The organism is Colwellia sp. MB02u-14 (assembly GCF_014076915.1).
GTDB lineage: Bacteria > Pseudomonadota > Gammaproteobacteria > Enterobacterales > Alteromonadaceae > Colwellia_A.
This window is the reverse complement of record NZ_JACGUX010000047.1, coordinates 91,784-118,217: the sequence shown is the minus strand read 5'-3', so window position 1 is coordinate 118,217 and position 26,434 is coordinate 91,784. Positions and strand designations below refer to the sequence as shown.

Genomic DNA, 26,434 nt, shown 5'->3' with positions numbered 1-26,434 from the left:
CAAGATTTTAATTTTGGAGTTTTATATGGTTTTTTACCCTGGTCAACGATGGATAAGTGACGGAGAGTCGGATCAAGGATTAGGTACGGTCTTAACGGTTGAACACCGATTTGTATCGATTATATTTACCGCTACCGGTGAATCACGCCAATATGCCATAGCAAACGCACCATTAACCCGTGTTATTTTCAATCAAGGTGACAGCATTCCGAGCCATGAAGGCTGGATATTAACCGTTGACAGGATTGAAGACATTGATAATTTACTGACCTATCACGGTAAACGCCAAGATAATGGTGAAGAAACATCACTAAAAGAAGTGATGATTGACCATTTTATCAAATTTAATAAACCACACGACCGACTGCTAAATGGTCAAGTTGACCGTCTCGACTGGTTTCGTTTACGCAAAGACAGTTTAAAACACCAACACACTCAACAGCAATCTCCATTAATGGGCTTAAGTGGTGGCCGAGTCAGTTTAATTCCTCATCAATTATATATCGCTGAAGAAGTCGGTTGTAGGTTTGCACCTCGTGTATTACTGGCCGATGAAGTAGGTTTAGGTAAAACGATTGAAGCAGGTTTAATTATTCATCAGCAACTCGTAACAGGGCGCGCCAAGCGTATTTTGATTATTGTACCTGAATCACTGATGCACCAGTGGTTAGTCGAAATGTTGCGACGTTTTAACTTACATTTCAGTATTTTTGATAGCGGACGTTGCCAAGAAATTAAAAACTCCGGTGAACAAGAAAACCCATTCAGCACTGAGCAACTGGTATTAGTTAATTTGGATTTTGTCACACAAAATCCAGAATGGTATGAAGACCTGATCGCAGAAGACTGGGATTTAATGGTTGTTGATGAAGCTCATCACTTAAATTGGCATCAAGATAACCCCAGTATCGAGTATTTATGTGTTGAACAATTGGCCCAAAGTATCCCGGGTGTTTTATTATTAACAGCGACGCCTGACCAACTCGGTCATGAAAGCCACTTTGCTCGTTTACGCTTACTTGACCCTGATCGTTTCTTTGATTATCAAAAATTTACTGAAGAAGAAAGCCACTATACTGAGGTTGCCAATGCTGCTAATGCATTGGTTGCTAAAGATGCTTTATCTGTAGAACAGCAAGTTACGCTGACCGAGCTATTACAAGAAACAGATATCAGTAAACACTTGGTAAATATTAATCTCATCACTGAAACGGAGAAAGAAACGCTTGAACAAATAGCGTCACGTGAGCAAGTACTTACACAGCTACTTGATCGCCATGGCACAGGTCGTATTCTTTTTAGAAACAGCAGAAATACTATAAAAGGTTTCCCTGAACGAGAATTACATTCAACACCTTTATCCTTGCCTGAAGCTTATCAAGACCACATTAATGAATTTTTGTTGTCAGACAGTAGTGAGAATTTAAAAGCGTTATCACAAGCAAAACATATTTTTACACCTGAAATTATGTTTTCGTTAAATAGTCATGAAAACTGGACCGATATTGATCCCCGTGTTGACTATTTAATAGAGCTATTACAAACCCTAAAGAAAGAAAAGCTACTGGTCATTTGTGCACATGCTCAAACAGCTATTGATTTAGAAGCCGCATTACGTGTAAAAGAAGGTATTCGAGCGGCTGTTTTCCATGAAGGTTTGAGTATTTTTGAACGAGACAAAGCGGCCGCTTATTTTGCTCAAGACGAAGACAGTGCACAATGTTTACTGTGTTCTGAAATTGGCAGTGAAGGGAGAAACTTCCAATTTGCACATCATTTGGTGTTATTTGATTTACCTCAAAACCCGGATCTTTTAGAACAACGTATTGGCCGTTTAGACCGTATAGGGCAAACACAAACGATACGCTTGCATGTGCCTTATTTTGCTGATTCGGCGCAAGGTTTACTTTTTAACTGGTATCAAAATGGTTTAAATGCATTTGAACATACTTGTATTACGGGTCGTGCTATTTTTGATGACTTTGGTGAGCAATTATTTGATTTAGCTTTAGCGGCACAATGGCAGTCTAGCGCAGCTGAAAAATTAATTGATGAAAGTCATGCTAAGCATTTAACCCTTAAAACTAATTTAGAATCAGGACGAGATAAGTTATTAGAATTGCGCTCTTCTGGACAAGGCCGTTCACACGAATTAGTCAAAGAAATATCTGCACTAGATCAACAAATTGAATTGCCACAATTCATGTTTCAAGTACTTGATGTTTTTGGTATCACCCAAGACGACAAGTCAGATAATGCGATTGCTTTACAGCCCAGTGAACATATGCTTTGTGGTAACTTCCCTTGCTTACCTGATGATGGTACTACCATCACGTTTAATCGGGATACGGCATTAGCCTGTGAAGATTATCATTTATTAACATGGGATCATCCTATGGTCCGTGGCGCTATGGATTTAGTCCTTAGCGATCAAACTGGCAACTCCAGCATAGGCTTATTAAAGAACCCTGCATTGCCTGCAGGTACATTTTTCATCGAGTGTATTTTTACGGTTGAAGCAACTGCGCCAAACCATCTACAACTTGGCCGTTACTTACCCACTACACCCATTCGTGTTCTTGTTGATAAAAACGGTAACGACTTGGCAGATAAAGTCAGTGAGAACATTTTAGATCAGCAGCTCGCACCGGTTAAAAAACAAGTCGCTTTGCAATTAGTCAAAGCGTTGAGAGAACAAGTCACACCTTTAGTGGCTAAAGCTGAAGGACATGCTCAACCTCAAGTTATTAATATCCAAGAAAAAGCACTTGCAAATATGCATAAAAATTTAGATGAGAAATTTCAACGATTAACCGCACTAAAATCAATCAACCCCAGTGTTCGTCAACAAGAGTTAGATTTTATCAAAGTACAACAAAATGAATTAAGTCACTATATTAGTAAGGCACAATTAAAATTTGAAGCAATACGCTTAATTGTGGTGAGTAACTAATCATGATGACCAATCAAGAAAAGCAAACTGAGCTACAAGCACAACAAAAAGTTGTGCGAATGGTTCCAAATCCTGATTTTGTTTATTGCCCTCCAATGTCTCCTTATCTTGATATCATTTATCAAGATAATGATATTGTTGTGCTTAATAAGCAAAGTGGCTTACTCACTGTTTCAGGCCGTTTGCCCGCTCATAAAGACTGTTTACAAAGCAGAGTCAATAAAGTCCTGCCTACGGCAACGGTTGTTCATAGACTCGATATGGCCACATCAGGTATCTTGATCATGGCATTGCACAAGCCTGCCCATGTAGCAATTAGCCGGATGTTTCAACAACGAGAAACAAAAAAAAGTTATATTGCCCGAGTATATGGTCATATGAAAGCAGAAAGTGGCTCGGTTGATCAGCCACTCATTTGTGATTGGCCAAATCGTCCTCGACAAATGGTTGACCATGAACGTGGTAAACAATCACTGACTCACTACAAAGTTTTATCTCGAGATACCGATGATAATGCTGTGCCAAGCACTTTAGTAGAATTAACCCCCATAACAGGGCGCTCTCATCAATTGCGTGTCCATATGCTATTTTTAGGTCACCCTATTCTCGGTGACCGATTATACTCACACGAAGCAGCGGTTACCGCTAGCCCACGTTTATTGCTACATGCACAAATGTTAGAACTAGCACATCCTGTTAATGAAAAGACCCTCACTTTCAACGTTCCTTGTCCTTTTATTTGATGCTAAGCTCTTTCTTGTTAAGAAAATAAAGTTTCTGCCGATAATTTATAAAGTACCTATTAACAAATTATCGGTAAATTTTTCCCCTTCGATCTCTAAGGAACTTATGATAAAACGTTTTTTAACTTCGTTAACCATTCTTTGCTTGTTCACTGTTAGTGCAAGTAATAGTTATGGTTTTCGCTATCAAGAAGAAACTAAAACTGAACAGAAAAAAACGAAAGAAAACAAAGCAGCAACCAAAGAAGTGGAAGATAAGCCCAGTGATGTTGAAAAGATAATCATTAAAAAGCGCCCTAAAATTTTTGCGCCTATTAATGCCCTTCTACAAAAAGAACAAGACCTGAGCCATTACTTAACCCCTGAAAAATTGACACCTATGCTCGCTGGAGCTCAAGATTTTATTACCATCATTAACGAGAATACGGCAAGTAATCAAAAGGGTGTAATGATATTACTGCCTGACTGGGAAATGAGTGCAAAAAGTAGTAATGCGTTAAATTACTTACAAAGAATGCTACCCAGTCAGGGGTGGACAACGATTGCTATTCAACCCCCCAGTAGGCCTGTAGATTACCCCTCTACTGCATTTAAGCAACCGCTACAACTTGAAGAAAATAATAAACACTTAATTGAACACCAAGACAAATTAACCATAATGATGACTGCAGTGATTAAGAAGGCGAAAAGTTATCCTGGAATATTTGTTGTAGTATCGCAAGGTAGTCATGCAATATTACTCGCCGACTTATACGCCACAGGAAAGCTTCAATCACCCAGTGCTTTGATAATGCTTAGTGGGTATATGAATACAGCGGTTGATAGCCTATCATTTGCCAAGTCACTGGCGAAAAGTCAGTTTCCTGTCTTAGACCTCTACTTATCAAGAGAACATCAATTGGCAAATACCGATGCAATACTTCGTAAAGCACAAGCAACGAAAGAAATGAAAGCGTATTACCGACAAACTCAACTACATAATAACCAAGTGGGCTATTACCCTGAGAAGCAACTTTTGAGGTCTATAAACGGTTGGCTTAAATCAATTGGTTGGTAAAATGAGCTCCCACAGCCTACAGTAGTAAAGAATGACAATATAAAAACAACAAACTAAAAGGCCTGTTGAATATATTTATTCAACAGGCCTTTTTTAATCGTTTACGCTTAAAGAAACGACAACTTTGTCGTCATTAATTTTAAGTTATTATAGTTTAAACTGTTGCACTGATTGCTGTAATTCTTCAGCTAACTTAGCCACTTCATTACTTGATTGAGCGGTTTGTTGCGAACCTGCAGTGGTTTGCTCTGCAATTGCAACAATAGACTCTAAGTTCTCACTTATTTCATGAGCAACAACACTTTGTTCTTCTGCTGCAGAAGCGATTTGAGTACTCTTGTCAAAGGCTTCATGAACCGAGTGAGTGATCGTTTGCAGTGCTTTCTCAGCTTCTTCACTTTGCTCAACACAATTGGCGGCTTGTTTTTTACCAATATCCATAACACTAACAGCACGTTGGGCACCACTTTGTAGTACCTCAATCATATTTTGTATTTCTTGTGTTGATACTTGTGTTCTACTGGCAAGCGTTCTTACTTCATCAGCAACAACCGCAAATCCACGACCTTGTTCACCCGCTCGTGCGGCTTCAATGGCAGCATTTAATGCCAGTAAGTTAGTTTGTTCAGCGATACCACGAATAACATCAAGAATGCCACCAATAGAGGCACTATCTTGTTGTAGTTTATTAATAACTTGTGCAGCTTCATCAACTTCATCAGCTAATAGTCCAATGGTTTGACGATTACGTTCAGAAATAATTTTGATACGTTTCGCTTCATCATCAGCTTGTTTTATTTCACCTAGCGTATCATTAGCACTTGATAAAACACTTTGAGAAGTACTGCTCATTTGTGTTGTTGCTGAGGCGGCTTGTTCAACCTGTGAACGTTGCTCTGCAATAGCAACCGTACCTTGCGCTGTTACGGCTGAAGTTTCTTCCGCAGCAGTTGCCAGTTGTGTTGAGCGACTGACAATACCCTGAATAAGGGTACGTAAACTATCAATTAATAAATTACAATTACGTGATAATTCTGCAAATTCATCTTTGCCACTTTCATCTAATTTATGTGACAAGTCGCCAGAAGAAACAATATTCAACATTTTATTCACAAGACTTAATGGACGAGTAATACTGATAAGGGTAAACCATGCAATAGTAATTGCCGCAGCAATTGAAAAAATCATAATACCAATCGTTTGTGTCGTACCATCAGAAACTTTCTCTTGAACAAGATAACCTGCAGCTTTGGCAGTTTTGTCTGCAAGGTTTACTTGCGTTGCTAATATAGCGTTGGCTTTTTTGATATTTTTTTCAGCCGCATCTAAATTTTCAGTTGCTGTTTGTAAGGCTAATAACTGTTTTTCTTTATGAGAAAAAATATCATTATCAGAATTAATGAGGGTAGTTAATTCACGTAAGGCCACCGATAAATCGTCTGCTACGTCTTTTGCGCCCTTATTAGACAATTCAGAAATAATATCTATAAATGATTTTTCAACATCTACAAAAGCATTAGTAATTTGATTACCGACTAAATCTACTGATGATCTATCAATTAATCCCCTGTATTCAAGTGCCGAACTTACAGCACCGTTAAGCAGCGTTTCTATACTCTCACCTAAACTAACCGCTCGCTGTAACTTAGTATCAGCCAAGTCATGATCCGCGAGATCTAATAATAATGTTGCCGCATCATCCGCTTTGTCTTCAAGGCTACTTATTTTTTTACGTAATGTAAGCGCTTCATTGATACTCATTTGTCGGTTACTAAAAACTAAGCCAATTTCTTGCTCAAGTTGTGCATAGACTGAATCGACTTTGCGTAAGTTAGACAATAATGAATTTTCATTTTGGACAACAGTTTTTAATTTTTGCAGCTCTGTTGAAAAACCTTCTTTTTCTTGGTTAAAAGAAGCGAGATTAGTACTAAGTGGCGCTAATTCTGTTTGATAGTATGCACGTAAAGTAACATTACCTATTTGCGTTAAGGTCGTAGCAAGTTTGTTGCTGCCTTGTAAGGTGGGTATCGCTAGTTCACTTTGCTGAACTGTAGAGCCTTTAATTATGTTTAAATTCCATAGAGATATGGCACTAGTTATTACCAGCAAAACTGCAATAATGGCAAAACCACCCATTATTTTCATTGCTACCGTTAAATTCATAAATGTCACCGTGTAAATAGATAGTATTGAGTACGAGTGTAAACTAAATTAACTGCTAATTTTTTAGTTGCAACTCTTTAGTTTCAAAGCCAATAATCATAGATTATTGATCATTATTGTCGATTAAATTATCGGCTAATGCTATGAAACATTAAGCCATGAAGTTCAGTATAACAAGCTTAATCTATTTTTCATCTTTAGTTATTGCTTTATCGTGCGTTTTTTATTTTTTTCTCTCGTTTATTCTCTCTATGGGAGTGTTCTGTAAATAATTTCTTATCAGACCATCTTAAGAGTGTTAGATGCCCGCCCCACACACAGCCTGTATCCAGCGCATAAATATTTTCAGCTGAACAATGTCCCATTAATGAAGCCCAATGACCAAATATCCATGAATAACCTTTTTGATTTTTAGAAAATTCAAACCAAGGCTTTATATAATTTGGCGCTTGTTCTATGGAAAGTTTACATGAAAACTCTAATGCCTGATTAAGTTGGCAGTAGCGCATTCTGGTCAGTGAATTAACGGTTATTCTAAATTTTTCATTAGGCGATTGAGCTAATGACCATAGTGTAGGATCTTCACCATACATAATTGCTAACCATTCTTTTCTGAGCCCTGAAGCCAAGTTTTCACTGACTTTTTGTGCTTGTAGCATTGCTTCTTCAGGAGACCAAAATGGCGGTAAACCCGCATGGCTCATGTAAACATTTTCATGAGGAATTTTTTGAATAAGAGGCTGTTTTGCTAGCCAGTCCATTAATTCATTAACATCTGGAGCCGCTAATAATTCATCAAAAAAATCTGCAGGTTTTGCTTTTTTTAACCCTGCATGAATCGCTAACAGATGCAGGTCATGATTACCTAAAACAACTTTGGCACTATTGCCTAGTGCCTTTACATACCTGAGTGTTTTTAAAGAATCGGGGCCTCTAGCAACAAGATCACCGGCAAGCCAGAGCTGGTCATTTAACGGTTCAAATGCGACTTGGTCAAGTAAAGCCCGAAGCTCATTATAACAACCTTGAACATCTCCAACAAAATAAATGGCCATAACGGTGGTCTCGCTCTTAATTTAAAATGAGAGGTTGAGCTAAGCCAAAAACAGGTATCTCAACTTGTTGCAAGTTTTTATCATCACTGAGCATTTGATAATGCCCCTGCATGGTGCCAACAGGCGTTTTTAAAACGCAACCACTGGTGTAGCTGTAGGTTTTTTCTGGTGCTATTGTCGGTTGCTTACCAATAACTCCCTCACCGACAACTGTCGAGGTTTTATTGTCGCCATCAGTAATTAACCAATAACGAGACAATAATTTAATGGGCTTGTTACTGTTATTAGTAATACTAATGGTATAACTAAAAATATAATTTTTTTCGTTCTCAATCAATTGCGAAGTAATGTATTCAGTTTTAACGCTTACTGAAATATTATCTTTCATTCCAATTGACTCGACTGTTTCCAGCGGTGACTTTACATTCATAACTCGACCGGATTATCTGTTAAAAAGTTGGCAAGCTTGATGTAGTCACTAATGGGTAGGTTTTCAGCACGAAGCCTAGCATCAATACCTAAATCGGCTAATTGCTCAACAGTAAATAACTTTTTAAAACTATTACGTATGGTTTTTCTACGTTGATTAAATGCCGCTAGACAAACTTGATTGAGCGAGCGAATGTCTTTTACAGGATTTTTAATTTCGCGATGCGGTATTAATCTTACAATAGCAGAGTCAACTTTTGGCGCAGGTTTAAACGCTTCAGGCCCTATTTGCATAACAGGAATAACCTGGCACTGATATTGAGTCATAATTGAAAGTCGTCCATAAGCTTTGCAATTTTCACTCGCCGCCATGCGTTGAACAACTTCTTTTTGTAGCATGAAATGCATATCTTTCACACTATCTTTAAAAGTAAGTAGGTGGAAAATTAATGGTGTTGAAATATTGTAAGGTAAATTGCCAAAAATCCTTAAAGGTTTTTCTTTGGTCGCTATCTCACTAAAGTCAAATTTCAATGCATCAGCTTCATAAATGGTCAATTTTGAAGCAATAAAAGGATGATGGCGTAAACGATGAGCAAGATCTCTATCAAGTTCAACCACTGAAATAGCACCTGCTCGTTCAATGACAGGCTCGGTTAATGCCCCTAACCCTGGACCAATTTCAATAAGGTTTTCACCCGGTTCTGGATCGATAGCGTCAACAATTTTGCTGATAACACCTTCGTCATGTAAAAAATTTTGTCCGAAGCGTTTTTTGGCCTGATGGCCTAAATGAGTTTTATTATTCATGATTGATTATTTGCTAATTTAATGGCGGTGTTGATAGCTTCAATAATACTTCCTGAATCAGCTAAATTTGTACCGGCTAATTCAAGTGCTGTACCGTGGTCTACTGAAGTTCTAATAAAGGGTAAGCCTAAGGTAATGTTAACCGATGAACCAAAGCCTTTATATTTCAATACAGGCAGTCCTTGATCATGATACATAGTTAAAATAGCATCGGCGTCTTTTAGGTACTTTTCTTGAAATATAGTATCTGCAGGCAATGGCCCTATAAGCTTGAGACCTTCATCCCTTAAGGTATTTAAGGCGGGGATCATTACATCGATTTCTTCTCGGCCTAAATGCCCATCTTCACCGGCATGAGGGTTTATGCCACAGACATAGATTTTAGGCTCTTTAATACCAAATTTGTTAATAAGGTCCGTATTTAAAATACGCGTTACTTTTTGTAAACGTTCTGCTGTTATCGCTTTAGACACATAAGCTAAAGGAATATGCGTTGTGACAAGAGCCACTCTTAAACCTTCAGTTGCCAACATCATCACGACATCCGCACAATTGGCTTGGCTGGCGAAATATTCAGTATGGCCACTAAAAGCAATGCCAGCTTTATTGATTAATCCTTTATGTACCGGGCCTGTAACGATGGCATCGATTTCTCCCGAAATGTTTTTTTCACTAGCAATTCTTAATGTTTCAATAACATAACTGCCATTTTCAGCATTAAGCTCACCTGGAACACAAGGTTCAGCCATATCAACCGAGAGTATTGTTAAAGTACCTGCTTTTTGTGGTTTTGCAGCTACCGCACTATCATAATCAATAAGTGTTAGTGGTAAACCTAAAGTGGCTGCTCGCTCTTGCATTAATTTTTTACAAGCAACAACCACAAGCTCAACTGACCAATCTTGTTGTGCTATAGCGATAGTTAAATCAGGGCCAATTCCCGCAGGTTCACCTGGAGTAATGGCTATGCGTTTTATCATTATTTTTTATCTCTATTGAAAATCTCTATATATGCTTCGTCGCGAAGCTCTTTAAGCCAGCGCGCACTTTCTAGACTAAACTTTCGATTAAAAAGAATTCTTCTTGCTTTATTTTCGTTCATCTGTTCTGTTGCATCAAGCGTTCTACGGCCTGTTAGCTGTGCTAAATGCCAGCCAAATGAAGATCTAAAAGGCTTATGTATTTCATCAACTTTCAAACGAGCTAACGCATTCTTAAAAGCGGGGTCATAAGCATCAGGGTCTGCCCAACCTAAGTCACCACCTCTCACTGAGGTAGGTCCATCAGAATGCGCTTTAGCGAGGTCAGCAAAATCGGCTTCTCCAGCATTAATTTGATCCATATAGCCTTGTAACAGCGCTTCTGCCTTGGCCTCGCTTAAGATAACGGATGGTTCTATCAATATATGTCGTGATTTTACTTCTTCTACTTCAACAATCTGTCTACCACGAATATCTATAATTTTTACGATACTAAAACCTAAGCCTGTACGGATAGGTCCTAAAATTGCTTCTTTACTTTCGCCATCAACAATAGATGAGAATAGCGTGGGTAATTCATTGATGTTTTTCCAGCCTAAGTCACCCCCTTCTAAAGCATTTGAACCACCAGAAGAAGCAATAGCAATTTTAGCAAAATCACTGCCGTTGTTAAGTAATTCAATCACTTTCTCAGCACGCACTTTTGCAGCGTTCATATCCGCTTGTGTAGGTTCAGTTGGAAATTCAATAAGTATGTGACCTAAGCGGTATTCAACGTCAGCAGTTGTTTGCTCTTTCATTGAAGAAAGTAAGTTAGCCACATCTTGTGGTGAAATATAAATACGGCGCTGCACACTGTTACGGCGAACTTCGCCAGAAATAAGCTCCGTTCTAACATCTTCACGATATTTGTCGTAATCTGTGCCATCTTTAACAATATTTTGACGGAACTCTTCTAACGTGAATTTTTCTTCTTTAGCAATATTCGTTAAGGTTTCATCAAGCTGAGCATCACTGACTTGCACACCCATACGTTCGCCAAGTTGAGTAATTAAACTATCGTTAATCAATTTTTCAGTAACCTGGGTTCTTAACGCTTTATCCGAAGGTAATTCTTGTTTTTTCTTTTCTGCTTGCTTTTTTATGGTTGCGATTAAGTCTTTGATTTCAGACTCTAAGACAACGCCACCATTTACAATAGCTGATACCCGATCAAGTTCAACCTGTTCGGCTTGTACTGGAAAAAAAGAAGTTATCGCCAAAGCGCTTGTTAAAAGTAAAAATTTCAATGATTTTTTCATGTATCGTCTATTTCTTATATTTAATTATTGAGAAAGTAAGGGCGTTTGTAGCCAAATATACTTGAGTTGAACATATCTGTAATGTCTTTTGTTCTCATGCTAAATCTTATCATAAAACCATTGTTGAATTCATCGCGATTTTCATTATTACCGGACGTCTCATCAAAGTTCGCAGTGATATAGCGATGATAAGCAAAGCTAAGTGACCAACAGCAACTTTGGTACTGTAAACCTGCATAAGTTTCTATGCTGCGATTTTGCTGTAAATCTTGAGTTATTCTCGTAATAACTTGCCAGTTTTTATTTATTCTGACGTTCCCCGCTAAAGACAATTGTTCTAATGTCATACCTGAGACATCACGAGTATATCGATGGTTCAATTGTATTGTTTGATTTTTACCAAAAAGATAATCAATGCTGGTTTGGCTCTTATTGGTGACATCATCTTCGGTATTATATTGAATGTCACTGCTGAACTGCCACTTTCTATTTATACGTGCGTATACTTCTGCTGCTAGCGCAGAGGTATCAGCGACAATACCTTGATTTTCATCTAACGTAAAATTACTGTCATTTAGATAAACAATTCGTCCTAAGCTCAAACGAAATTGCTCTTGGTTTGTACTATCTAATAAACGACTGGTCACCCCCCAGGAATATTGATTAGCTTGCGCTATTCTATCTAAACCACTAAAGCGTTTATCTCTAAACAACCCATTATAATCATCTTGTAACGGTGTCGTATCGTAAACTCCTATGTTACTTTGGTCTTTTTCTGGGATGTATAAATATTGTAACTGAGGCTCTAAAGTCTGTGTAAAACCCCTCCCCCAAAAGCGTGTTTGTCGGTCAAAGTTAACCCCACCATGAAAGCGCACTTTGGGTAAGGTTCTGCTGACACTTTCTTCAAGCTTACTGTCTACAGGAATATTGTCTTGTTCATAATGCGTTTGTAATAATTTAAATTCTGAATTTAAAAACCATTCGGGTGTAACCATCGGGAAAGTAAAGCCCGCTTCTACATGGTAACGCTTTGCTGTCGGTAGCGTTTCATCTGCGGTATCAAAATTTGTCATTTCTGAATAGACATCAAACAGCCCATCTAATAAATCAATTTCTTGATGGCTGTTTAGTTCAAGTTGAGCAAGCGCTTTATAATTTGTTTGATTATCCCCTAACACCTCAAAATCTTGTAATTTGACTTTTGCTTGCCAACTATCAGCGAAATAAGCTAACTCACCCGTTTGGTACAAGTAAGCATCATTGTCATTATAATGCTTACTACCAATGTCAGCTAAGTAGTTATCATCACTAATTGCCGTGTAATCAATATAAGCACGAAACCTTTCTGAAAAAGTACCTACATGCTGCATACGCACTAAATAACGTGCATCGCTACTTTGTTCTTGTTTATTGTCTTGATCTAAGTACTCGAGATCAAATTGTCCTTGTTGCTCATCGTACAAGTAACGAAATTCGGTAATCAACTGATTACCCCGTTTTAACATATACTTAGGAGTAATGGTTGCATCGATATTAGGCGCTATATTCCAGTAATAGGGAATTGACGTGGTGAAACCTGATTTACCTGAGCTACCAATTTCAGGATATAAAAAGCCAGACTGTCTTTCATCACCAATAGGAATGGTAAAATAAGGAAGGTATAAGACCGGCACATTAAACACTGAAAATCTTGCATGATAGGCTTCTAAATAATTTTCATTTTTAGAAATATTAATTTCACTAGCATTCATTTGCCAATCAGGTGAAGCGCCATAACAAGTCGTAAAAGAAGAATCAATTAATGACAGCGTACCTTCTTTAGAAACGGCAATAACTCCAGCACCTCCGTGACCTGCTGCTCCAGTAAGCTGGTATTGAGTATTGTGTAAGGTCGTTGCGCTTAGAGTTTCACTAATATTCAATTGATCCGCAAAAATATCAATACCTTTATTTTGAAAATGAATATCGCCTGTCGCATTAATTGTTGAGTTTTCTCGGTTTAGCTCAACCTCATTGGCTAGAACTGTCTGCTGATTATTTAACAGCATGACATTACCCGTAAATTTGGCCACTTTATTTTTATTAATACCCGTTTTTTCAGCCAAAATAGTAATTGCTTTACTATTTTCAATAGATTGAGGCTCAGTTAACTGCGGGTAAATAGGTATAGGGCATTGAGCCATATCATCGAGAATATGTGTAACTTGTTCAGCAAAGCTATATTTAGCTATTGATAAACAAGCAATTATTAAAATTAAATAACGCGGAAATGACATTAAAAGTCCGATGGGTGAATGATTAAAGCAATAAAAAGAAAATCGAGCAACATTTTATACTCAAACACTTAGATAATATAGCAATTTTCTTTAGTGTGCTAATTCGGTATATTGGTACTCCTAATGGACATTACATATTTTTGCTGCCATTAATGGACACCATGAGAATAATTTACATGAGGAATACAAAACTTGCCAAGCTCTAGAGTTCAAGCGCTACACCAATGGTTAAATCAACAATTTTCAAACGAAAACATTCACTTAACCCCCTTGTCTGGCGATGCTGGCTTTCGCTGTTATTACCGTTTTATTGTTCGTGGTCGTTCATTTATCGCTGTTGATGCACCCGCAGAAAAATCTAACAACGCTGCTTTTTCGTTTATGCAAAAAAGCCTTAGTAACAAAAGTGTTTTAGTGCCCGAAATTATTGCGGTTGACCTGTCGCTCGGTTTTTTTTGTTTAACTGATTTTGGCGAAACACTTTTAGCTGATGTTTTAACGACTGAAAATATGGCAATGTTCTATCAAAAAGCCATTGATATTTTACCAAAGATTCAATCAGCGTTACCTCACAACACCAAAGAATTACCACATTATAACCAAGAATTTGTTGAACTTGAGCTCAATATTTTTTCACAATGGTTATTAGCAGAGCACTTATCATTAGCATTAACTAATAATGAAGAAAAAGAGTTAGCGCACTGTTTTGCTATTCTTACAGAAAACATACTAAGTCAGCCACAAGCTCTTATTCACCGTGATTACCATAGTCGAAATATTATGGTGTTAAAAAATAATGCATTAGGCATTATTGACTTTCAAGACGCGGTTATTGGCCCTATTACTTACGACATCGTTTCACTGTTACGTGACTGTTACCTAAAATGGCCTAACAAGTCTGTTGCACTGTTATTAACCAACTATATTGAAATGATAACTAAACAGTATGCATTAACTGACATTAGTCGCGAACAATGGCAGCGCTGGTTTGATTTAACCGGGTTACAACGTCATATTAAGGCCAGTGGCATATTTGCACGCTTACATCACCGTGATAACAAAAGCAGTTATTTAGCTGATATCCCTCTTACACTTAACTACATCGTAGAGATAAGCCAGCAATACCCTGAATTAGCCTTTTTACATCAGTTTTTATTAAATAAAGTGCTGCCAGCAATGAACAAAATTAAGGAGAAAGCGTTAACATGAAAGCGATGATTTTAGCCGCTGGTCGGGGTGAGCGTATGCGGCCATTAACCGATTATTGCCCAAAACCCTTGCTTAAAGTAGCTGGCATTCCCTTAATTGAACACCACATTAATAAACTTGCCCAGAGCGGTATTACCGATATTGTGATTAACTGCGCTTGGTTAGGAGAGATGATTTCTACCTATTTGGGGGATGGTAAACAATTCGGTGTTAATATAAGCTACAGCCCTGAAAATGATGGTGCGCTTGAAACTGCCGGCGGCATCATTCAGGCATTACCTTTATTAACTAAAAATCAAGGCAATAAACCTTTTATGCTCATTAATGGTGATGTATTTACTGATTTTAACTTTGCTGACATGCCGATATTGGCTAACGACTGTTTAGCTCATATCTGCTTAGTTAACAATCCAGAGCATAATAAAAAGGGTGATTTTATCTTTGATCACCATCAACTAAAAAACATTCAAAATCAGTCAGCGTTGGAGCTAACGACATTGCAGACTTATACCTTTAGTGGTATCAGTCTTTTTCATCCTGATTTTTTTAAACGTGAAAATACTCGACAAGTGTCAAAATTGGGGCCAATGCTTAAAAGAGCCGTTGAGCAAGGTAAAGTTTCAGCCAGCATATTAACTTGTGCATGGACCGATGTTGGCACACCAGAGCGTTTAGCTAATCTAAATAAATAATACAGGTAATATTGATAATGAGAATATGGGGAAAACTTTTAGGCTTTATATTTGGCTTTATGCTGAGTAAAAACCTACTGGGTGCATTAATAGGTATGTTTATTGGCCATAACTTTGATAAAGGTAGAGCACTGAATTTCGGTCATTTATCTGGTTCAAAAGGGTCCGAAAGCGAACGTCAAACCACCTTTTTTTATACCTCTTTTTCAGTCATGGGTTATATGGCAAAAGCTAATGGCTTAGTGTCTAAACATGAAATTGAATTTGCCAACGCCTATATGGACAAGTTATCACTGCAAGGAGAATTGAGACAACAAGCGCAAGATGCCTTTCGAGAAGGGAAAATGGCTGGTTTTCCACTGAACGATCGTTTAGCTAAATTTAAACAGGTTTGTGGGAATCGTCATGATTTATTGTTACTTTTTTTAGAGATTCAAATTCAAGTAGCTTTCGCTGACGGCACATTAGACAGTGACGAACGTCAAGCTTTGCATACCATTGCGCAACATTTAGGATTTTCAAGTAAAGAACTCGACCAACTATTAGAAATGATCATAGCTGGCGCACAGTTTCACCAGGGGCAATCAGGTAAAAGCTCGCAGTCTCAATTAGACAATGCCTATAAAGTATTAGGCGTTACATCAGACACCCCAGAAAAAGATATTAAGAAAGCTTACCGAAAATTAATGTCACAGCATCATCCAGATAAAATGGTTGCTAAAGGGCTTCCTCCTGAAATGATGGAAATAGCCAAACAAAAAGCGCAAGATATTCAAGGTGCATATGAGTTAATTACAAAAAATAAATAACCGTTAATGCTTGTGATTATTGGCAGAGAATAGCCGCTGTAGTTTACTAGAAGCTAAATGAAAAAACGCATATTTGCCTATGCGTTTTTTTGCTTTTAAAAGGCTACTTTCGCTGATAGATACAAAAATCGAGATCAAAATGATTCTTTTCGTCGGCACTACATTTAGTACTTTGTGTTAATTGCCAATCATTATCAGTATCATATTCAGGAAACTCGGTGTCCCCTTCGATGTTGGCTTTAATATGGGTAACGTAAAGACGGTGAGCAAAGGGTAAACAATGTCTATAAATGGCCCCACCACCAATCACCATAACTTCTTCAACATCTCCTGCCAAAATAAGCGCTTGCTCAACAGAAGTCGCACAGTCTACGCCGACAGCTTGGTAGTTTACATCGCGTGAGATAACAATGTTTTGTCTACCGGGTAATGGTCGGCCAATAGATTCATAGGTTTTGCGTCCCATTATAATAGGCTTACCAAGTGTCGTTTTTTTGAAGTAAGCTAAATCAGCAGGCAAATGCCAAGGCATGTCATTATCTTTGCCAATAATACGCTTATTGGCATGTGCGACGATCAGAGAAAGTATTGTCATTAAAATTTTCGCTATAATTTTAATAATTCACTATTTTATTAATAAAATAACAAACTATTATTGTTAATGAGTTAAGTAATTGGATGGCACTTTAAACGTTATTGTGACACTTTACCACCGACGCTAGGGTTAGGTTGCTTCAATCTATTAAGGGGATTTACATCTGCCTGATAAATGACGAGCAGCAAGCATCAATGCCTAAGAACAGTCATGACCATTAATTTGGGATATAAAAATTGCCATATAAAAAAAGCTCAAGTAAGTGATACTTGAGCTCTCTTAAAAACTGAAATGCTAGGTTAATAATCTATTTACGATATTCAACTTCTACGTCGTATTCGTCTTCATCCCAGTCTTCATCATCAAGCATGTCTCCAGCCTCTGCAACAGCATCTTCGTGGTAAGTATCCCACTTAAATTCAACCGTTTTATCTTCAGGCGTCTCTTCGACTTCTGGAGGTAGACCTTCAATAAAGGTCATCACACCTTGTGTTAAGTCACCGGTGCCAGATCTATTGATTGCAGAAATACTACGTACTTCACCCTGCCAACCTAAACCAGCGATAATACTATCCGTTAACTCTTTCGCTTCATCTTCTAACATTAAATCAAGCTTGTTAAAGACTAACCAGCGTGGCTTAGCAAAAAGCTTAGATGAATGTCGTTCTAATTCACTGATAATAGTTTTAGCGTTTTCAAGTGGATCAGAACCATCAGCAGGCATCACATCAATAATGTGTAATAAAATTCGACAACGTTCTAAATGCTTAAGAAACTGTGTGCCTAGGCCTGCGCCTTCTGCTGCACCTTCAATCAACCCCGGAATATCAGCAATAACAAAGCTACGCTGGGTGTCTAAACGAACGACACCTAAGTTAGGCACTAATGTAGTAAATGGGTAATCTGCTACTTTTGGTCGAGCCGCTGATACACTGCGTATCAAAGTAGATTTACCCGCATTAGGTAAACCTAATAAGCCCACATCAGCTAAGAGTAGAAGTTCAAGCTTCAAGCTACGAATTTCGCCTGGCGTACCATCAGTTTTTTGACGAGGGGCGCGGTTAGTACTACTTTTGAAACGCGTATTCCCCAAACCGTGCCAGCCGCCTTTAGCAACAAGCATTTTTTGCTCATGATGGGTCAAATCACCTAATTGTTCACCGGTGTCAACATCAGCAGCACGTGTTCCAACAGGTACTTTCAAGATTAAATCGTCTGAACCTTTACCCGTACAATCACGACTTTGACCGTTTTGACCGCGCTTAGCACGATGAAAACGCTCAAAGCGATAATCAATTAAGGTATTCAGGCTTTCATCCGCCATTAAATAAACGTCACCGCCGTCACCGCCGTCACCACCATTAGGTCCGCCGTATTCAATGTACTTTTCTTTTCGAAAACTTACACAACCGTTGCCGCCGTCACCGGCCTCAACTCTAATTTCAACTTCATCAACGAATTTCATGGTGCTTTGAAACACTCCAAGATTAAACTATTGCCTTATTATAAGTTATTTTTCGCACTTACGAAAACAAAGTTATTTTTTATACAAAATGAATACCATTTGGATTAATTAAAATGACAAAATTCAATGAGAATAAATTTTCAAGAACAAGGTGCTTGATTGAACAAGAGCTGGCCATTGCGATGCAAAGCAACGACGTTATTGTCTATTTAAGTCATTTAAAAATGAACAGTTAATTAGTGCAATTGATATAAGATACTTATCTAATTAAGTATCAAAAAAAAACCCTGCTTAAAGCAGGGTCTTTATTAAGATTGAGTAGCGTTACTAAGCAACAATACTTACAAACTTACGGTTTTTAGGACCTTTAACATCAAATTGTACTTTACCATCTGTTAAAGCAAATAATGTGTGGTCTTTACCAATACCCATGTTTGTTCCAGCGTGGAATTTAGTACCACGTTGACGAACAATAATGTTTCCAGCTAATACAGCTTCGCCACCAAAACGCTTAACACCAAGGCGTTTAGCTTCTGAATCGCGACCATTTCGTGTACTACCTGCAGCTTTCTTATGTGCCATCTTGAATCGCTCCTAATTAGCCGTTAATGCCAGTAATTTTCACTTCAGTGAACCATTGACGATGGCCCGCTTCTTTACGTGAATGCTTACGACGTTTAAATTTAACAATCTTAACTTTATCAGCACGGCCTTGATTTACAATCTCAGCTACTACTTTACCACCGGCAATGTAAGGCGCGCCTACATTAACTTCTTCGCCGTTAGCGATCATTAAAACGTTATCGAATTCTACTGTTGCACCAATTTCAAGCTCAAGCTTTTCAAGGCGAACTGTTTGTCCTTCAGTTACGCGATGTTGTTTACCGCCACTTTGGAATACAGCGTACATACCTACTCCGTACAGCGTCATTTTATTTAGACGCTAAATATTAAAATATAGGGCGCGAATTCTACGCGAAGATTTTTATTCAGGCAAGTCTAATTCGCATCTATTTCCAATTAATTTGCTTATCGTTAAACTAATCCGCTACAGCCCTTTATTGCTCAATAATTTCGTGTAAACTCATGCTTCATAAAATGTCCTCAATACAACAACAAAGGTAGCTGTAGCTTTCTATGGATATCAAAAATATACAAGCCCTCGCTCAAAAAGATATGACTGCGGTAAATGATATAATTTATTCGCAAATAAACTCTGATGTTGCGTTAATTAATCAACTCGGTGTTTATATTGTTAATGCGGGTGGCAAAAGAATGCGGCCAATGCTAACGGTGCTATCTGCACGTGCATTTGGTTATCAAGGTGAAGAACATATTTCTATCGCCGCCATTATTGAATTTATTCATACCGCAACATTATTACATGATGATGTTGTAGATGAGTCGAATATGCGCCGTGGTCGTGAAACCGCAAATGCCTTGTTTGGTAATAGTGCGAGCGTACTTGTTGGTGACTTTCTTTACACCCGTTCTTTTCAGATGATGACCCAATTGGGCAACATGAGAATAATGGATATATTATCTGATGCCACCAATATTGTTGCAGAGGGTGAAGTGCTGCAGTTAATGAATTGTAACGACCCAGACACAACAGAAGAAAGTTATTTTGAAGTTATTTACTGTAAAACGGCCAAGCTATTTGAAGCCGCCACGCGTTTAGCTGCCGTTATTGCAGGGCAAGATGAAACAACTGAAAAAGCCATGCAGGAATATGGAAAATATTTAGGGACTGCTTTTCAATTAGTCGACGACATTATGGATTACACCGCTGATGCAAAAGCGATGGGTAAAAATATTGGTGACGATTTAGCTGAAGGTAAACCTACTTTGCCATTACTTTATGCAATGCAACACGGTAATACACAGCAGAAGCAGCTAATAAGAGATGCTATAGAACATTGTAATGGTATGGAGCACTTAGACGAGATACTCGCCGCAATGGAGCAAACAGGCTCTTTAGTGTACACACAAAAGAAGGCAGAGTTAGAAGCTGACAAAGCCATTAGTGCCTTACACATATTACCTGAATCAGAACACAAGCAAGCGTTAATTAGTCTTGCTCATATTGCTGCGAATAGAACGGTGTAATGATGAAAACTCATTTTGGCTTTCTTTTTAACGTCATCGCTATATTGTTATTTATTCCAGGCATATTTCTGCCGATGTTCTTTTTACAGATGGATGTTAGCGCGAGTATTAGTGGACCCGCACTTACCTCTGAACTGATAAACAAAGAACTTTCACTATTAACAACTATTCAAGAATTATGGCAACACGATCGTTTATTGGTGGCGGCGTTAATTTTTATTTTCTCTATTTGTATTCCGCTACTCAAAGCGTGCTTAGTGACTTGGTCTTATTTTAAAAGAAATACGCAGATAGAAAGAAAGATCATCAATTTTGTAGGAACTATTGGTAAGTGGTCGATGGCAGATGTTTTTGTAGTCGCAATATTTCTAGCGGTGTTATCCACTAATCATGCAGAAACGGCAAACCAACAAACACTCAGCATCATGGGTTTTAAACTTAACTTAATGATCAGCAGTGAAACGTTATCTTCTGTAGGGCATGGGTTTTATTTCTTTACCGCTTATTGCTTACTTTCATTGATAGGAACGCAGTTAAGCCAAAGTGGTTTGAAAAAGCAACCAAGCTAAACGATTATCTATTCACTCTGACAAACTAATTCTTTATCACGCTATTTTCATTCATTATTTTAACGCATAAAAAAACCGCTATTCTTTCCAGAGTAGCGGTTTTTTTTGCAGAGAATATCAAACAATAAATATAAATTTACCTATTAATATCAATGCTAACGTGCATCAAAATTAACCTTTGATGAAGTTAATGCCTTCAGTAATGTCAGCTTTTAATGTGTCTAACATATCTACTTTCGCTTTTTCTTCAAAAGCACTTAGTTTGCCGTAAGATAAAATTTCGCTCACGCCATTTACACCTAAACGTACTGGTTGTGCGAAAAATTGTGCATCTTCGCCTGCGCCTTCAACGTAAGCGTAATCAACCACGTCTTTGCCTTGTAAGCCTTTAACCAAAGACATACAAAAACGAGCGGCTGCTGCGCCCATTGATAAAGTAGCGCTACCGCCACCCGCTTTAGCATTAACAACTTCCGTACCTGCATTTTGAATGCGTGGCGTTAAAGCAGCAACTTCTTCATCAGTGAAAGTAACACCTTCAACTTGTGAAAGAAGCGGTAAAATTGTTGTACCTGAATGGCCACCGATAACGGGCACTTTAACTTCAGCTACGTTTAAGCCTTTTAATTCAGCAACAAAAGCTTCACTGCGAATAACGTCTAGTGTAGTAATACCAAATACACGAGCAGCGTCATAAGTACCTGCTTTTTTGAATACTTCAGCAACAATAGGAACCGTGCCGTTTACTGGGTTAGTAATGATACCAACCAACGCTTTAGGACAGTTAGCAACAATGCCTTCTGCTAACGTTTTAATAATGCCCGCGTTTACTGCGAATAAATCAGCACGATCCATACCTGGTTTACGAGGCATGCCAGCCGGAATTAAGACAATATCAGCACCTGTTAATGCATCGCCTAATGCGTCAGCACCAAAACCTTCAACTTTAACCGCTGTAGGGATGTGTGATAAATCGACAGCAACACCTGGAACAACGGGTGCAACGTCATATAAAGATAGCTCAGAACCAGCTGGTAATTGAGTTTTTAATAATAATGATAACGCTTGGCCGATTCCGCCAGCAGCGCCTAAAACAGCAACTTTCATTTGATGTCTCCGGTAGTTAAAGAATATTTGAGTAAATACGTAAATTTTCGTGCCCAAAAGATATAGCATCGGCCACTAAAAAACAATTAATATTAAACGATATATGGCATTAGGATACCGTATAATACTTTTAATGAAATAATACTTAGGTCTTACTTCCTCATCATTAAGAATTTAAGATTAAAAAAAGTGTAGTAGAAAAATAATAAAGAGTACCGTTAAATTATGACAGTTTCACAAAAACAAGAAGCATTAACACAAGCTTTTAAAGATTTATTAAAGCAAGAGCAGTTTGGCTCTCAGGGCGATATCGTTGAGGCTTTGAAAAAACAAGGCTTTGATAATATTAGCCAATCAAAAGTTTCGCGTATGCTCAGTAAATATGGTGCTGTTCGCACCCGTAATGCTCGCCAAGAAATGGTGTATTGTTTACCCGCTGAATTAGGCGTTCCAACAGCAAAAAGCCCTTTACGCCAGTTAGTTATAGATATTGAATACAATGAAGTGATGATCATTGTTAGAACAAGCCCAGGAGCGGCACAGCTCATTGCCCGATTACTCGACAGCTTAAGTAAGAGTGACGGAGTACTAGGAACGATTGCCGGAGATGATACTATTTTTATAGCCCCAACCCATGTTGGCCAAATAGAAGAAACCATTGCTAAGTTAGAGTTACTCTTTTCTAGAAACTTAAATTAAGCAAGCACCAAAAGAGTTGAAGCAAACGTATATGTTATTGTCATTCTAAAATTTCTGCATAACCTATCAATGAAGATAATTTCAGAATGACACGCCATCAACTGTATTTTTTCATGACTGAGCTAGTTTAGCTAAAAAATTCAAACTTGGGGCAAAGAAAGACGCCCCTGTTTCTGCCTGGGTATATTTCAGTAAATGGTCAAAATGACCATGTGCATCTGTTTTGATCATTGCTTTAAGCATCATCTCAAAAGGTTCTGGCGATCGGCAATATGCAACGAAAAATAAGCCCTGCAACTTCATATCACCGTATGGCATGCTTTGGCGTACTATCTCAATAGCATTACCGTCTGCATCTTTTAGGTTTACACGTTTAGTATGCGATGTGGGTGGTTTGTTTTCACTCGTATACTCTTCATTTTCTAATTTTGTACGCCCAAAAATATCTTCTTGGTCTTTAACTTTTAAACTGTTCCATAGATTTAAATTATGGCGATAGCGTTGAATATGTAAATAACTGCCCGCGGCAAATTCAGCATCATCTTCATTAGCAACCAACGCCACTATACGGCGGTGTGAGCCTTGTGGGTTCTCAGTGCCATCGACAAAGCCAGTTAAATCACGACCATCGAGAAACCTAAAGGCGCGTACCTGCTCAACAAGTTCAACACTATTTGCTAATAAAGCGCACACTTTTGTACTGACAATGTGATTGACATCAGCACGATCGCTTCTTATTTCAATATAGAGATCATAACTATCAGCAGGCGCTGCGCGGTCATCACATTCAATCGCTGAAAAAGGCTTAAGATTTTTGGGTCTTGCTTGAGGATAAAGTTCATCCCAGTAGTTAGCGCCAATAGCAATAACACCTGCAAGGTTTGATTCTGAAAAACGATCAGCGTAATGATCAAATAAGGCAGGTAATCGAGAAAGGGCTAGACGCACATGAGCATTTTTATCATCTAAAACATTAAACAATAGATAATAGCCGTGCAAACTAGGTTCCGCGCAAATACCAAATTGTTCTCTTGCCATCAAAGCTTCCAAAATAAAACGTGAGTTAATTTCTTAATTTTACACAGTTTTCTAAAATTGACAGTATATCTTTTGATTTATTAAAATAAGCACAAACTCAGTTGTTCTGTGACCTTCATGTGAGCGCACCATTGCTTGCATGGCAACACGACATACCGTTCATCCTGAACATCGTCGCTCTTTGCCATCCGTGGCAACACGACATACCGTTCATCCTGAACATAAAAAACAGCCCGTAGGCTGTTTTTTTATCTTTATTCATCTAATAAACTAAAGACTGATAAGTATTAAGTAAACTCTGGATAAGCTTCCATACCACAATCTGTTTTATCAACGCCTTCATATTCTTCTTCTTCAGTCACACGAATACCCATGACCTTTTTAAGCACATACCAGACAACAAAACTTGCACTAAATACCCAGACAAATATTGTTGCTGCGCCGATTAATTGTCCGCTAAAGGTTGAGGCTGGGTTTGTAAGAGGAACAAGTAGTAAACCAAAGAAACCAACAACACCATGAACTGAGATAGCACCTACTGGATCATCTATTTTCAACTTATCTAATCCAATAACCGATAGCACCACCAATACACCAGCGATCATGCCAAAGAGTGTAGATTGTAGCGCAGTAGGCGTTGAAGGTTCTGCCGTAATCGCAACTAAGCCCGCTAACGCACCATTTAATGTCATGGTTAAATCTGCTTTCTTAAATAAGATTTTAGCAAAAATCAATGCAGCTATTGCACCACCTGCGGCTGCAGCATTGGTGTTTAAGAAAACCATAGCAACAGAATGTGAACTGTTAATATCTGCAAGTTTTAATACTGAACCACCGTTAAAACCAAACCAGCCCATCCATAAAATAAACGTACCTAATGTGGCCATTGGCAAGTTAGCTCCAGGAATAGCATTTACACGACCGTCAGGACCATATTTACCTTTACGTGCACCGAGTAATAATACGCCAGCGAGTGCTGCTGATGCGCCGGCCATATGCACAATACCTGAGCCTGCGAAATCAGAGAAACCTAAGTCACCTAAAGTGTATAAACCAAATACAGCATTACCGCCCCAAGTCCAGCTACCTTCAAGTGGGTAGATTACTGCTGTTAGAGCAACGGTGAAAGCAAGGAATGCCCACAATTTCATACGCTCAGCAACGGCACCTGAAACAATCGACATGGCCGTCGCTACAAAAACAACTTGAAAGAAAAAGTCAGACGCTTTTGAATAAATAGCGCCGCCATTAAAACCATCTTCACGACCAGCAAATTCTTTTAATACTGCATCAGCATCAACCGTTTCGATGCCCGACAAGAAGAACCCACCACCGTACATAATTTCATAACCACACGCTAAATACATCATGCAAGCAATTGCATAAAGCGCAACGTTCTTAGTCAAAATTTCTGTGGTATTTTTCGCTCGAACTAAACCCGCCTCTAACATAGAGAAACCTGCTGCCATCCACATAACGAGGGCACCACAGACTAAGAAATAGAAAGTGTCCATTGCATACTGTAACTGAAAAATGTTTTGTTCCATGATTTACCCCTTAAATAGCTTCAACATCTTGCTCACCAGTACGAATACGTACAGCTTGCTGTAAGTCATAAACAAATATTTTACCATCGCCTATTTTACCCGTATGAGCAGATTCTGTAATTGCTTTCACTAAGCGTTCAACAACGTCGTCGTTCACTGCAATTTCAAGCTTCACTTTTGGTAAAAAATCAACTTGATACTCTGCACCACGATACAATTCGGTATGACCTTTTTGTCGTCCAAAGCCTTTTACTTCACTTACGGTTAATCCTTCGACACCAATTTCAGAAATAGCTTCTCTGACATCGTCCAGTTTGAAAGGTTTTATTATTGCGTTAACCATCTTCATTTTGTTTAGCCTTATTTGTGATTTGTACATAACAATACAAATGTTATGCCAAGCACTAAAAACAATAAAATTCAGTATGTTAAAATAAAAGTTAAAATAAAAACTGTTATTAAGCACTTCTGTGGTGCATAAAATATTGCGAATGACTGTAATTGGTGCATGAGGTAATGATCACCGCCACTTAAGTTGAGAATTCACGGCAACCTGAGAATTTTGTTGAGGTTCAAAGAGCAAGCAGAAGCTAAAACCCTATATAAATCTGTATATAGAGACTACAAATAAGTAACTGTAGATACTTATTTGTAAGTAGGATCATATGTGGTTTCCAATTTAATTCGAAATTTTGTCAAGAGTACTTCAACTCAAAACATCCATGAATACATAGGTACATACTTCACTAGTGATATTGTTGGATATTAAATGGATTGAGTGGGGACAATATTCACTAATGCCACAAAGCCGACGTTAGCCCT

At 38.2% G+C, this 26,434-nt stretch carries 25 protein-coding genes; 10 read left to right on the top strand and 15 right to left on the bottom strand.

The features are described 5' to 3' along the window. The first annotated feature begins 25 nt into the window (after nucleotides 1-25). The 3 genes from rapA (at nucleotide 26) to H4J52_RS03665 (ending at nucleotide 4,753) form a co-directional block, all read left to right on the top strand. Nucleotides 26-2,953 (top strand): RNA polymerase-associated protein RapA, encoded by a 2,928-nt coding sequence (rapA, locus tag H4J52_RS03675; protein ID WP_182223834.1) that lies wholly within the window; start codon nucleotides 26-28, stop codon nucleotides 2,951-2,953. 59 nt (nucleotides 2,954-3,012) lie between these two features. Continuing rightward, on the top strand, nucleotides 3,013-3,696 hold the full coding sequence (locus H4J52_RS03670; RefSeq protein ID WP_182179299.1) for a pseudouridine synthase: 684 nt from the start codon (nucleotides 3,013-3,015) through the stop codon (nucleotides 3,694-3,696). Between the two features lie 106 nt (nucleotides 3,697-3,802). Continuing rightward, entirely contained in the window at nucleotides 3,803-4,753 is a 951-nt protein-coding gene (locus tag H4J52_RS03665) for a DUF3530 family protein (protein WP_182179134.1), read from the top strand. Nucleotides 4,754-4,900: 147 nt separating this feature from the next. Here H4J52_RS03665 and H4J52_RS03660 read toward each other — a convergent pair whose 3' ends face one another. From H4J52_RS03660 to H4J52_RS03630, 7 genes are all read right to left on the bottom strand, one after another. Beyond that, entirely contained in the window at nucleotides 4,901-6,919 is a 2,019-nt protein-coding gene (locus tag H4J52_RS03660) for a methyl-accepting chemotaxis protein (protein ID WP_182179132.1), read from the bottom strand. Nucleotides 6,920-7,128: 209 nt separating this feature from the next. After that, nucleotides 7,129-7,974 carry a symmetrical bis(5'-nucleosyl)-tetraphosphatase gene (locus H4J52_RS03655; RefSeq protein WP_182179130.1) on the bottom strand — a complete coding sequence of 282 codons (846 nt, stop codon included), beginning with the start codon at nucleotides 7,972-7,974 and terminating at the stop codon, nucleotides 7,129-7,131. Nucleotides 7,975-7,990: 16 nt separating this feature from the next. Then, complete coding sequence (gene apaG, locus H4J52_RS03650; RefSeq protein ID WP_259367810.1) at nucleotides 7,991-8,404, bottom strand: Co2+/Mg2+ efflux protein ApaG; 414 nt, start codon at nucleotides 8,402-8,404, stop codon at nucleotides 7,991-7,993. Beyond that, on the bottom strand, nucleotides 8,401-9,213 hold the full coding sequence (rsmA, locus tag H4J52_RS03645; RefSeq protein ID WP_182179126.1) for a 16S rRNA (adenine(1518)-N(6)/adenine(1519)-N(6))-dimethyltransferase RsmA: 813 nt from the start codon (nucleotides 9,211-9,213) through the stop codon (nucleotides 8,401-8,403). The genes apaG and rsmA overlap by 4 nt, the downstream gene beginning before the upstream one ends. Next, nucleotides 9,210-10,193 carry a 4-hydroxythreonine-4-phosphate dehydrogenase PdxA gene (pdxA, locus tag H4J52_RS03640; RefSeq protein ID WP_220460024.1) on the bottom strand — a complete coding sequence of 328 codons (984 nt, stop codon included), beginning with the start codon at nucleotides 10,191-10,193 and terminating at the stop codon, nucleotides 9,210-9,212. The genes rsmA and pdxA overlap by 4 nt, the downstream gene beginning before the upstream one ends. Continuing rightward, on the bottom strand, nucleotides 10,193-11,494 hold the full coding sequence (gene surA, locus H4J52_RS03635; RefSeq protein ID WP_182179124.1) for a peptidylprolyl isomerase SurA: 1,302 nt from the start codon (nucleotides 11,492-11,494) through the stop codon (nucleotides 10,193-10,195). The genes pdxA and surA overlap by 1 nt, the downstream gene beginning before the upstream one ends. 20 nt (nucleotides 11,495-11,514) lie before the next feature. Then, nucleotides 11,515-13,773: an LPS-assembly protein LptD gene (locus tag H4J52_RS03630; RefSeq protein WP_182224236.1), complete on the bottom strand. Its 2,259-nt coding sequence runs from the start codon at nucleotides 13,771-13,773 to the stop codon at nucleotides 11,515-11,517. A gap of 192 nt (nucleotides 13,774-13,965) precedes the next feature. Between H4J52_RS03630 and H4J52_RS03625 the strand changes: the two genes are divergently transcribed. The 3 genes from H4J52_RS03625 to djlA are packed head-to-tail and all read left to right on the top strand — an operon-like array spanning nucleotide 13,966 to nucleotide 16,483. Then, nucleotides 13,966-14,982 (top strand): aminoglycoside phosphotransferase family protein, encoded by a 1,017-nt coding sequence (locus tag H4J52_RS03625; RefSeq protein ID WP_182179114.1) that lies wholly within the window; start codon nucleotides 13,966-13,968, stop codon nucleotides 14,980-14,982. Next, a complete protein-coding gene (gene murU, locus H4J52_RS03620) occupies nucleotides 14,979-15,674 on the top strand; it encodes an N-acetylmuramate alpha-1-phosphate uridylyltransferase MurU (RefSeq protein WP_182179112.1) in 696 nt (231 codons plus the stop codon). Before H4J52_RS03625 ends, murU begins: the two co-directional genes overlap by 4 nt. Nucleotides 15,675-15,691: 17 nt before the next feature. Next, on the top strand, nucleotides 15,692-16,483 hold the full coding sequence (djlA, locus tag H4J52_RS03615; RefSeq protein ID WP_182224235.1) for a co-chaperone DjlA: 792 nt from the start codon (nucleotides 15,692-15,694) through the stop codon (nucleotides 16,481-16,483). Between the two features lie 103 nt (nucleotides 16,484-16,586). On the opposite strand, the gene folA is transcribed toward djlA, so the two are convergent. Continuing rightward, on the bottom strand, nucleotides 16,587-17,078 hold the full coding sequence (folA, locus tag H4J52_RS03610; protein WP_182179108.1) for a type 3 dihydrofolate reductase: 492 nt from the start codon (nucleotides 17,076-17,078) through the stop codon (nucleotides 16,587-16,589). Between the two features lie 307 nt (nucleotides 17,079-17,385). After that, entirely contained in the window at nucleotides 17,386-18,543 is a 1,158-nt protein-coding gene (gene cgtA, locus H4J52_RS03605; protein ID WP_182179106.1) for an Obg family GTPase CgtA, read from the bottom strand. 113 nt (nucleotides 18,544-18,656) lie between these two features. Here cgtA and H4J52_RS19840 point away from each other — a divergent pair, with 113 nt between their 5' ends. Next, nucleotides 18,657-18,779, top strand: coding sequence for a hypothetical protein (locus tag H4J52_RS19840; protein WP_259366539.1), 123 nt, complete (start codon nucleotides 18,657-18,659; stop codon nucleotides 18,777-18,779). Between the two features lie 91 nt (nucleotides 18,780-18,870). Here H4J52_RS19840 and rpmA read toward each other — a convergent pair whose 3' ends face one another. Beyond that, entirely contained in the window at nucleotides 18,871-19,125 is a 255-nt protein-coding gene (gene rpmA, locus H4J52_RS03600; RefSeq protein WP_070375738.1) for a 50S ribosomal protein L27, read from the bottom strand. Nucleotides 19,126-19,141: 16 nt separating this feature from the next. After that, nucleotides 19,142-19,453 (bottom strand): 50S ribosomal protein L21, encoded by a 312-nt coding sequence (gene rplU / locus H4J52_RS03595; protein ID WP_182179099.1) that lies wholly within the window; start codon nucleotides 19,451-19,453, stop codon nucleotides 19,142-19,144. 227 nt (nucleotides 19,454-19,680) lie between these two features. Here rplU and ispB point away from each other — a divergent pair, with 227 nt between their 5' ends. Together ispB and H4J52_RS03585 are read left to right on the top strand one after the other, a co-directional pair. Beyond that, nucleotides 19,681-20,652: an octaprenyl diphosphate synthase gene (ispB, locus tag H4J52_RS03590; protein WP_182179097.1), complete on the top strand. Its 972-nt coding sequence runs from the start codon at nucleotides 19,681-19,683 to the stop codon at nucleotides 20,650-20,652. Beyond that, on the top strand, nucleotides 20,652-21,221 hold the full coding sequence (locus tag H4J52_RS03585; protein ID WP_310649633.1) for a paraquat-inducible protein A: 570 nt from the start codon (nucleotides 20,652-20,654) through the stop codon (nucleotides 21,219-21,221). The genes ispB and H4J52_RS03585 overlap by 1 nt, the downstream gene beginning before the upstream one ends. 171 nt (nucleotides 21,222-21,392) lie before the next feature. On the opposite strand, the gene mdh is transcribed toward H4J52_RS03585, so the two are convergent. After that, on the bottom strand, nucleotides 21,393-22,328 hold the full coding sequence (gene mdh, locus H4J52_RS03580) for a malate dehydrogenase (RefSeq protein ID WP_182179095.1): 936 nt from the start codon (nucleotides 22,326-22,328) through the stop codon (nucleotides 21,393-21,395). Nucleotides 22,329-22,553: 225 nt separating this feature from the next. On the opposite strand from mdh, the gene argR reads away from it, so the two are divergent. Next, a complete protein-coding gene (gene argR / locus H4J52_RS03575; protein WP_182179093.1) occupies nucleotides 22,554-23,027 on the top strand; it encodes a transcriptional regulator ArgR in 474 nt (157 codons plus the stop codon). A gap of 111 nt (nucleotides 23,028-23,138) precedes the next feature. Here the strand turns inward: argR and H4J52_RS03570 are convergent, their stop codons facing one another. The 3 genes from H4J52_RS03570 to H4J52_RS03560 all read right to left on the bottom strand — a co-directional run bounded on the left by H4J52_RS03570 (nucleotide 23,139) and on the right by H4J52_RS03560 (nucleotide 25,961). After that, the gene (locus tag H4J52_RS03570) at nucleotides 23,139-24,065 is read right to left on the bottom strand and encodes a Dyp-type peroxidase (protein WP_182179091.1); all 927 of its coding nucleotides are present in this window, start codon (nucleotides 24,063-24,065) and stop codon (nucleotides 23,139-23,141) included. A 287-nt stretch (nucleotides 24,066-24,352) separates the two neighbouring features. Further along, nucleotides 24,353-25,612: an ammonium transporter gene (locus H4J52_RS03565; RefSeq protein ID WP_182179089.1), complete on the bottom strand. Its 1,260-nt coding sequence runs from the start codon at nucleotides 25,610-25,612 to the stop codon at nucleotides 24,353-24,355. Between the two features lie 10 nt (nucleotides 25,613-25,622). After that, on the bottom strand, nucleotides 25,623-25,961 hold the full coding sequence (locus tag H4J52_RS03560; RefSeq protein ID WP_070375731.1) for a P-II family nitrogen regulator: 339 nt from the start codon (nucleotides 25,959-25,961) through the stop codon (nucleotides 25,623-25,625). Nucleotides 25,962-26,434: the final 473 nt, after the last annotated feature.

Coding starts and splice junctions, on each gene's coding strand:
- H4J52_RS03630 (WP_182224236.1), bottom strand. CDS start 13,773: ATGTCATTTCCGCGTTATTTAATTTTAATAATTGCTTGTTTATCAATA.
- rapA (WP_182223834.1), top strand. CDS start 26: ATGGTTTTTTACCCTGGTCAACGATGGATAAGTGACGGAGAGTCGGAT.
- H4J52_RS03670 (WP_182179299.1), top strand. CDS start 3,013: ATGGTTCCAAATCCTGATTTTGTTTATTGCCCTCCAATGTCTCCTTAT.
- H4J52_RS03560 (WP_070375731.1), bottom strand. CDS start 25,961: ATGAAGATGGTTAACGCAATAATAAAACCTTTCAAACTGGACGATGTC.
- H4J52_RS03570 (WP_182179091.1), bottom strand. CDS start 24,065: ATGGCAAGAGAACAATTTGGTATTTGCGCGGAACCTAGTTTGCACGGC.
- rsmA (WP_182179126.1), bottom strand. CDS start 9,213: ATGAATAATAAAACTCATTTAGGCCATCAGGCCAAAAAACGCTTCGGA.
- apaG (WP_259367810.1), bottom strand. CDS start 8,404: ATGAATGTAAAGTCACCGCTGGAAACAGTCGAGTCAATTGGAATGAAA.
- pdxA (WP_220460024.1), bottom strand. CDS start 10,193: ATGATAAAACGCATAGCCATTACTCCAGGTGAACCTGCGGGAATTGGC.
- H4J52_RS03585 (WP_310649633.1), top strand. CDS start 20,652: ATGATGAAAACTCATTTTGGCTTTCTTTTTAACGTCATCGCTATATTG.
- ispB (WP_182179097.1), top strand. CDS start 19,681: ATGGATATCAAAAATATACAAGCCCTCGCTCAAAAAGATATGACTGCG.
- cgtA (WP_182179106.1), bottom strand. CDS start 18,543: ATGAAATTCGTTGATGAAGTTGAAATTAGAGTTGAGGCCGGTGACGGC.
- H4J52_RS03665 (WP_182179134.1), top strand. CDS start 3,803: ATGATAAAACGTTTTTTAACTTCGTTAACCATTCTTTGCTTGTTCACT.
- surA (WP_182179124.1), bottom strand. CDS start 11,494: ATGAAAAAATCATTGAAATTTTTACTTTTAACAAGCGCTTTGGCGATA.
- H4J52_RS03655 (WP_182179130.1), bottom strand. CDS start 7,974: ATGGCCATTTATTTTGTTGGAGATGTTCAAGGTTGTTATAATGAGCTT.
- folA (WP_182179108.1), bottom strand. CDS start 17,078: ATGACAATACTTTCTCTGATCGTCGCACATGCCAATAAGCGTATTATT.
- rpmA (WP_070375738.1), bottom strand. CDS start 19,125: ATGGCACATAAGAAAGCTGCAGGTAGTACACGAAATGGTCGCGATTCA.
- murU (WP_182179112.1), top strand. CDS start 14,979: ATGAAAGCGATGATTTTAGCCGCTGGTCGGGGTGAGCGTATGCGGCCA.
- H4J52_RS03565 (WP_182179089.1), bottom strand. CDS start 25,612: ATGGAACAAAACATTTTTCAGTTACAGTATGCAATGGACACTTTCTAT.
- H4J52_RS03660 (WP_182179132.1), bottom strand. CDS start 6,919: ATGAATTTAACGGTAGCAATGAAAATAATGGGTGGTTTTGCCATTATT.
- H4J52_RS19840 (WP_259366539.1), top strand. CDS start 18,657: ATGACAAAATTCAATGAGAATAAATTTTCAAGAACAAGGTGCTTGATT.
- djlA (WP_182224235.1), top strand. CDS start 15,692: ATGAGAATATGGGGAAAACTTTTAGGCTTTATATTTGGCTTTATGCTG.
- rplU (WP_182179099.1), bottom strand. CDS start 19,453: ATGTACGCTGTATTCCAAAGTGGCGGTAAACAACATCGCGTAACTGAA.
- argR (WP_182179093.1), top strand. CDS start 22,554: ATGACAGTTTCACAAAAACAAGAAGCATTAACACAAGCTTTTAAAGAT.
- mdh (WP_182179095.1), bottom strand. CDS start 22,328: ATGAAAGTTGCTGTTTTAGGCGCTGCTGGCGGAATCGGCCAAGCGTTA.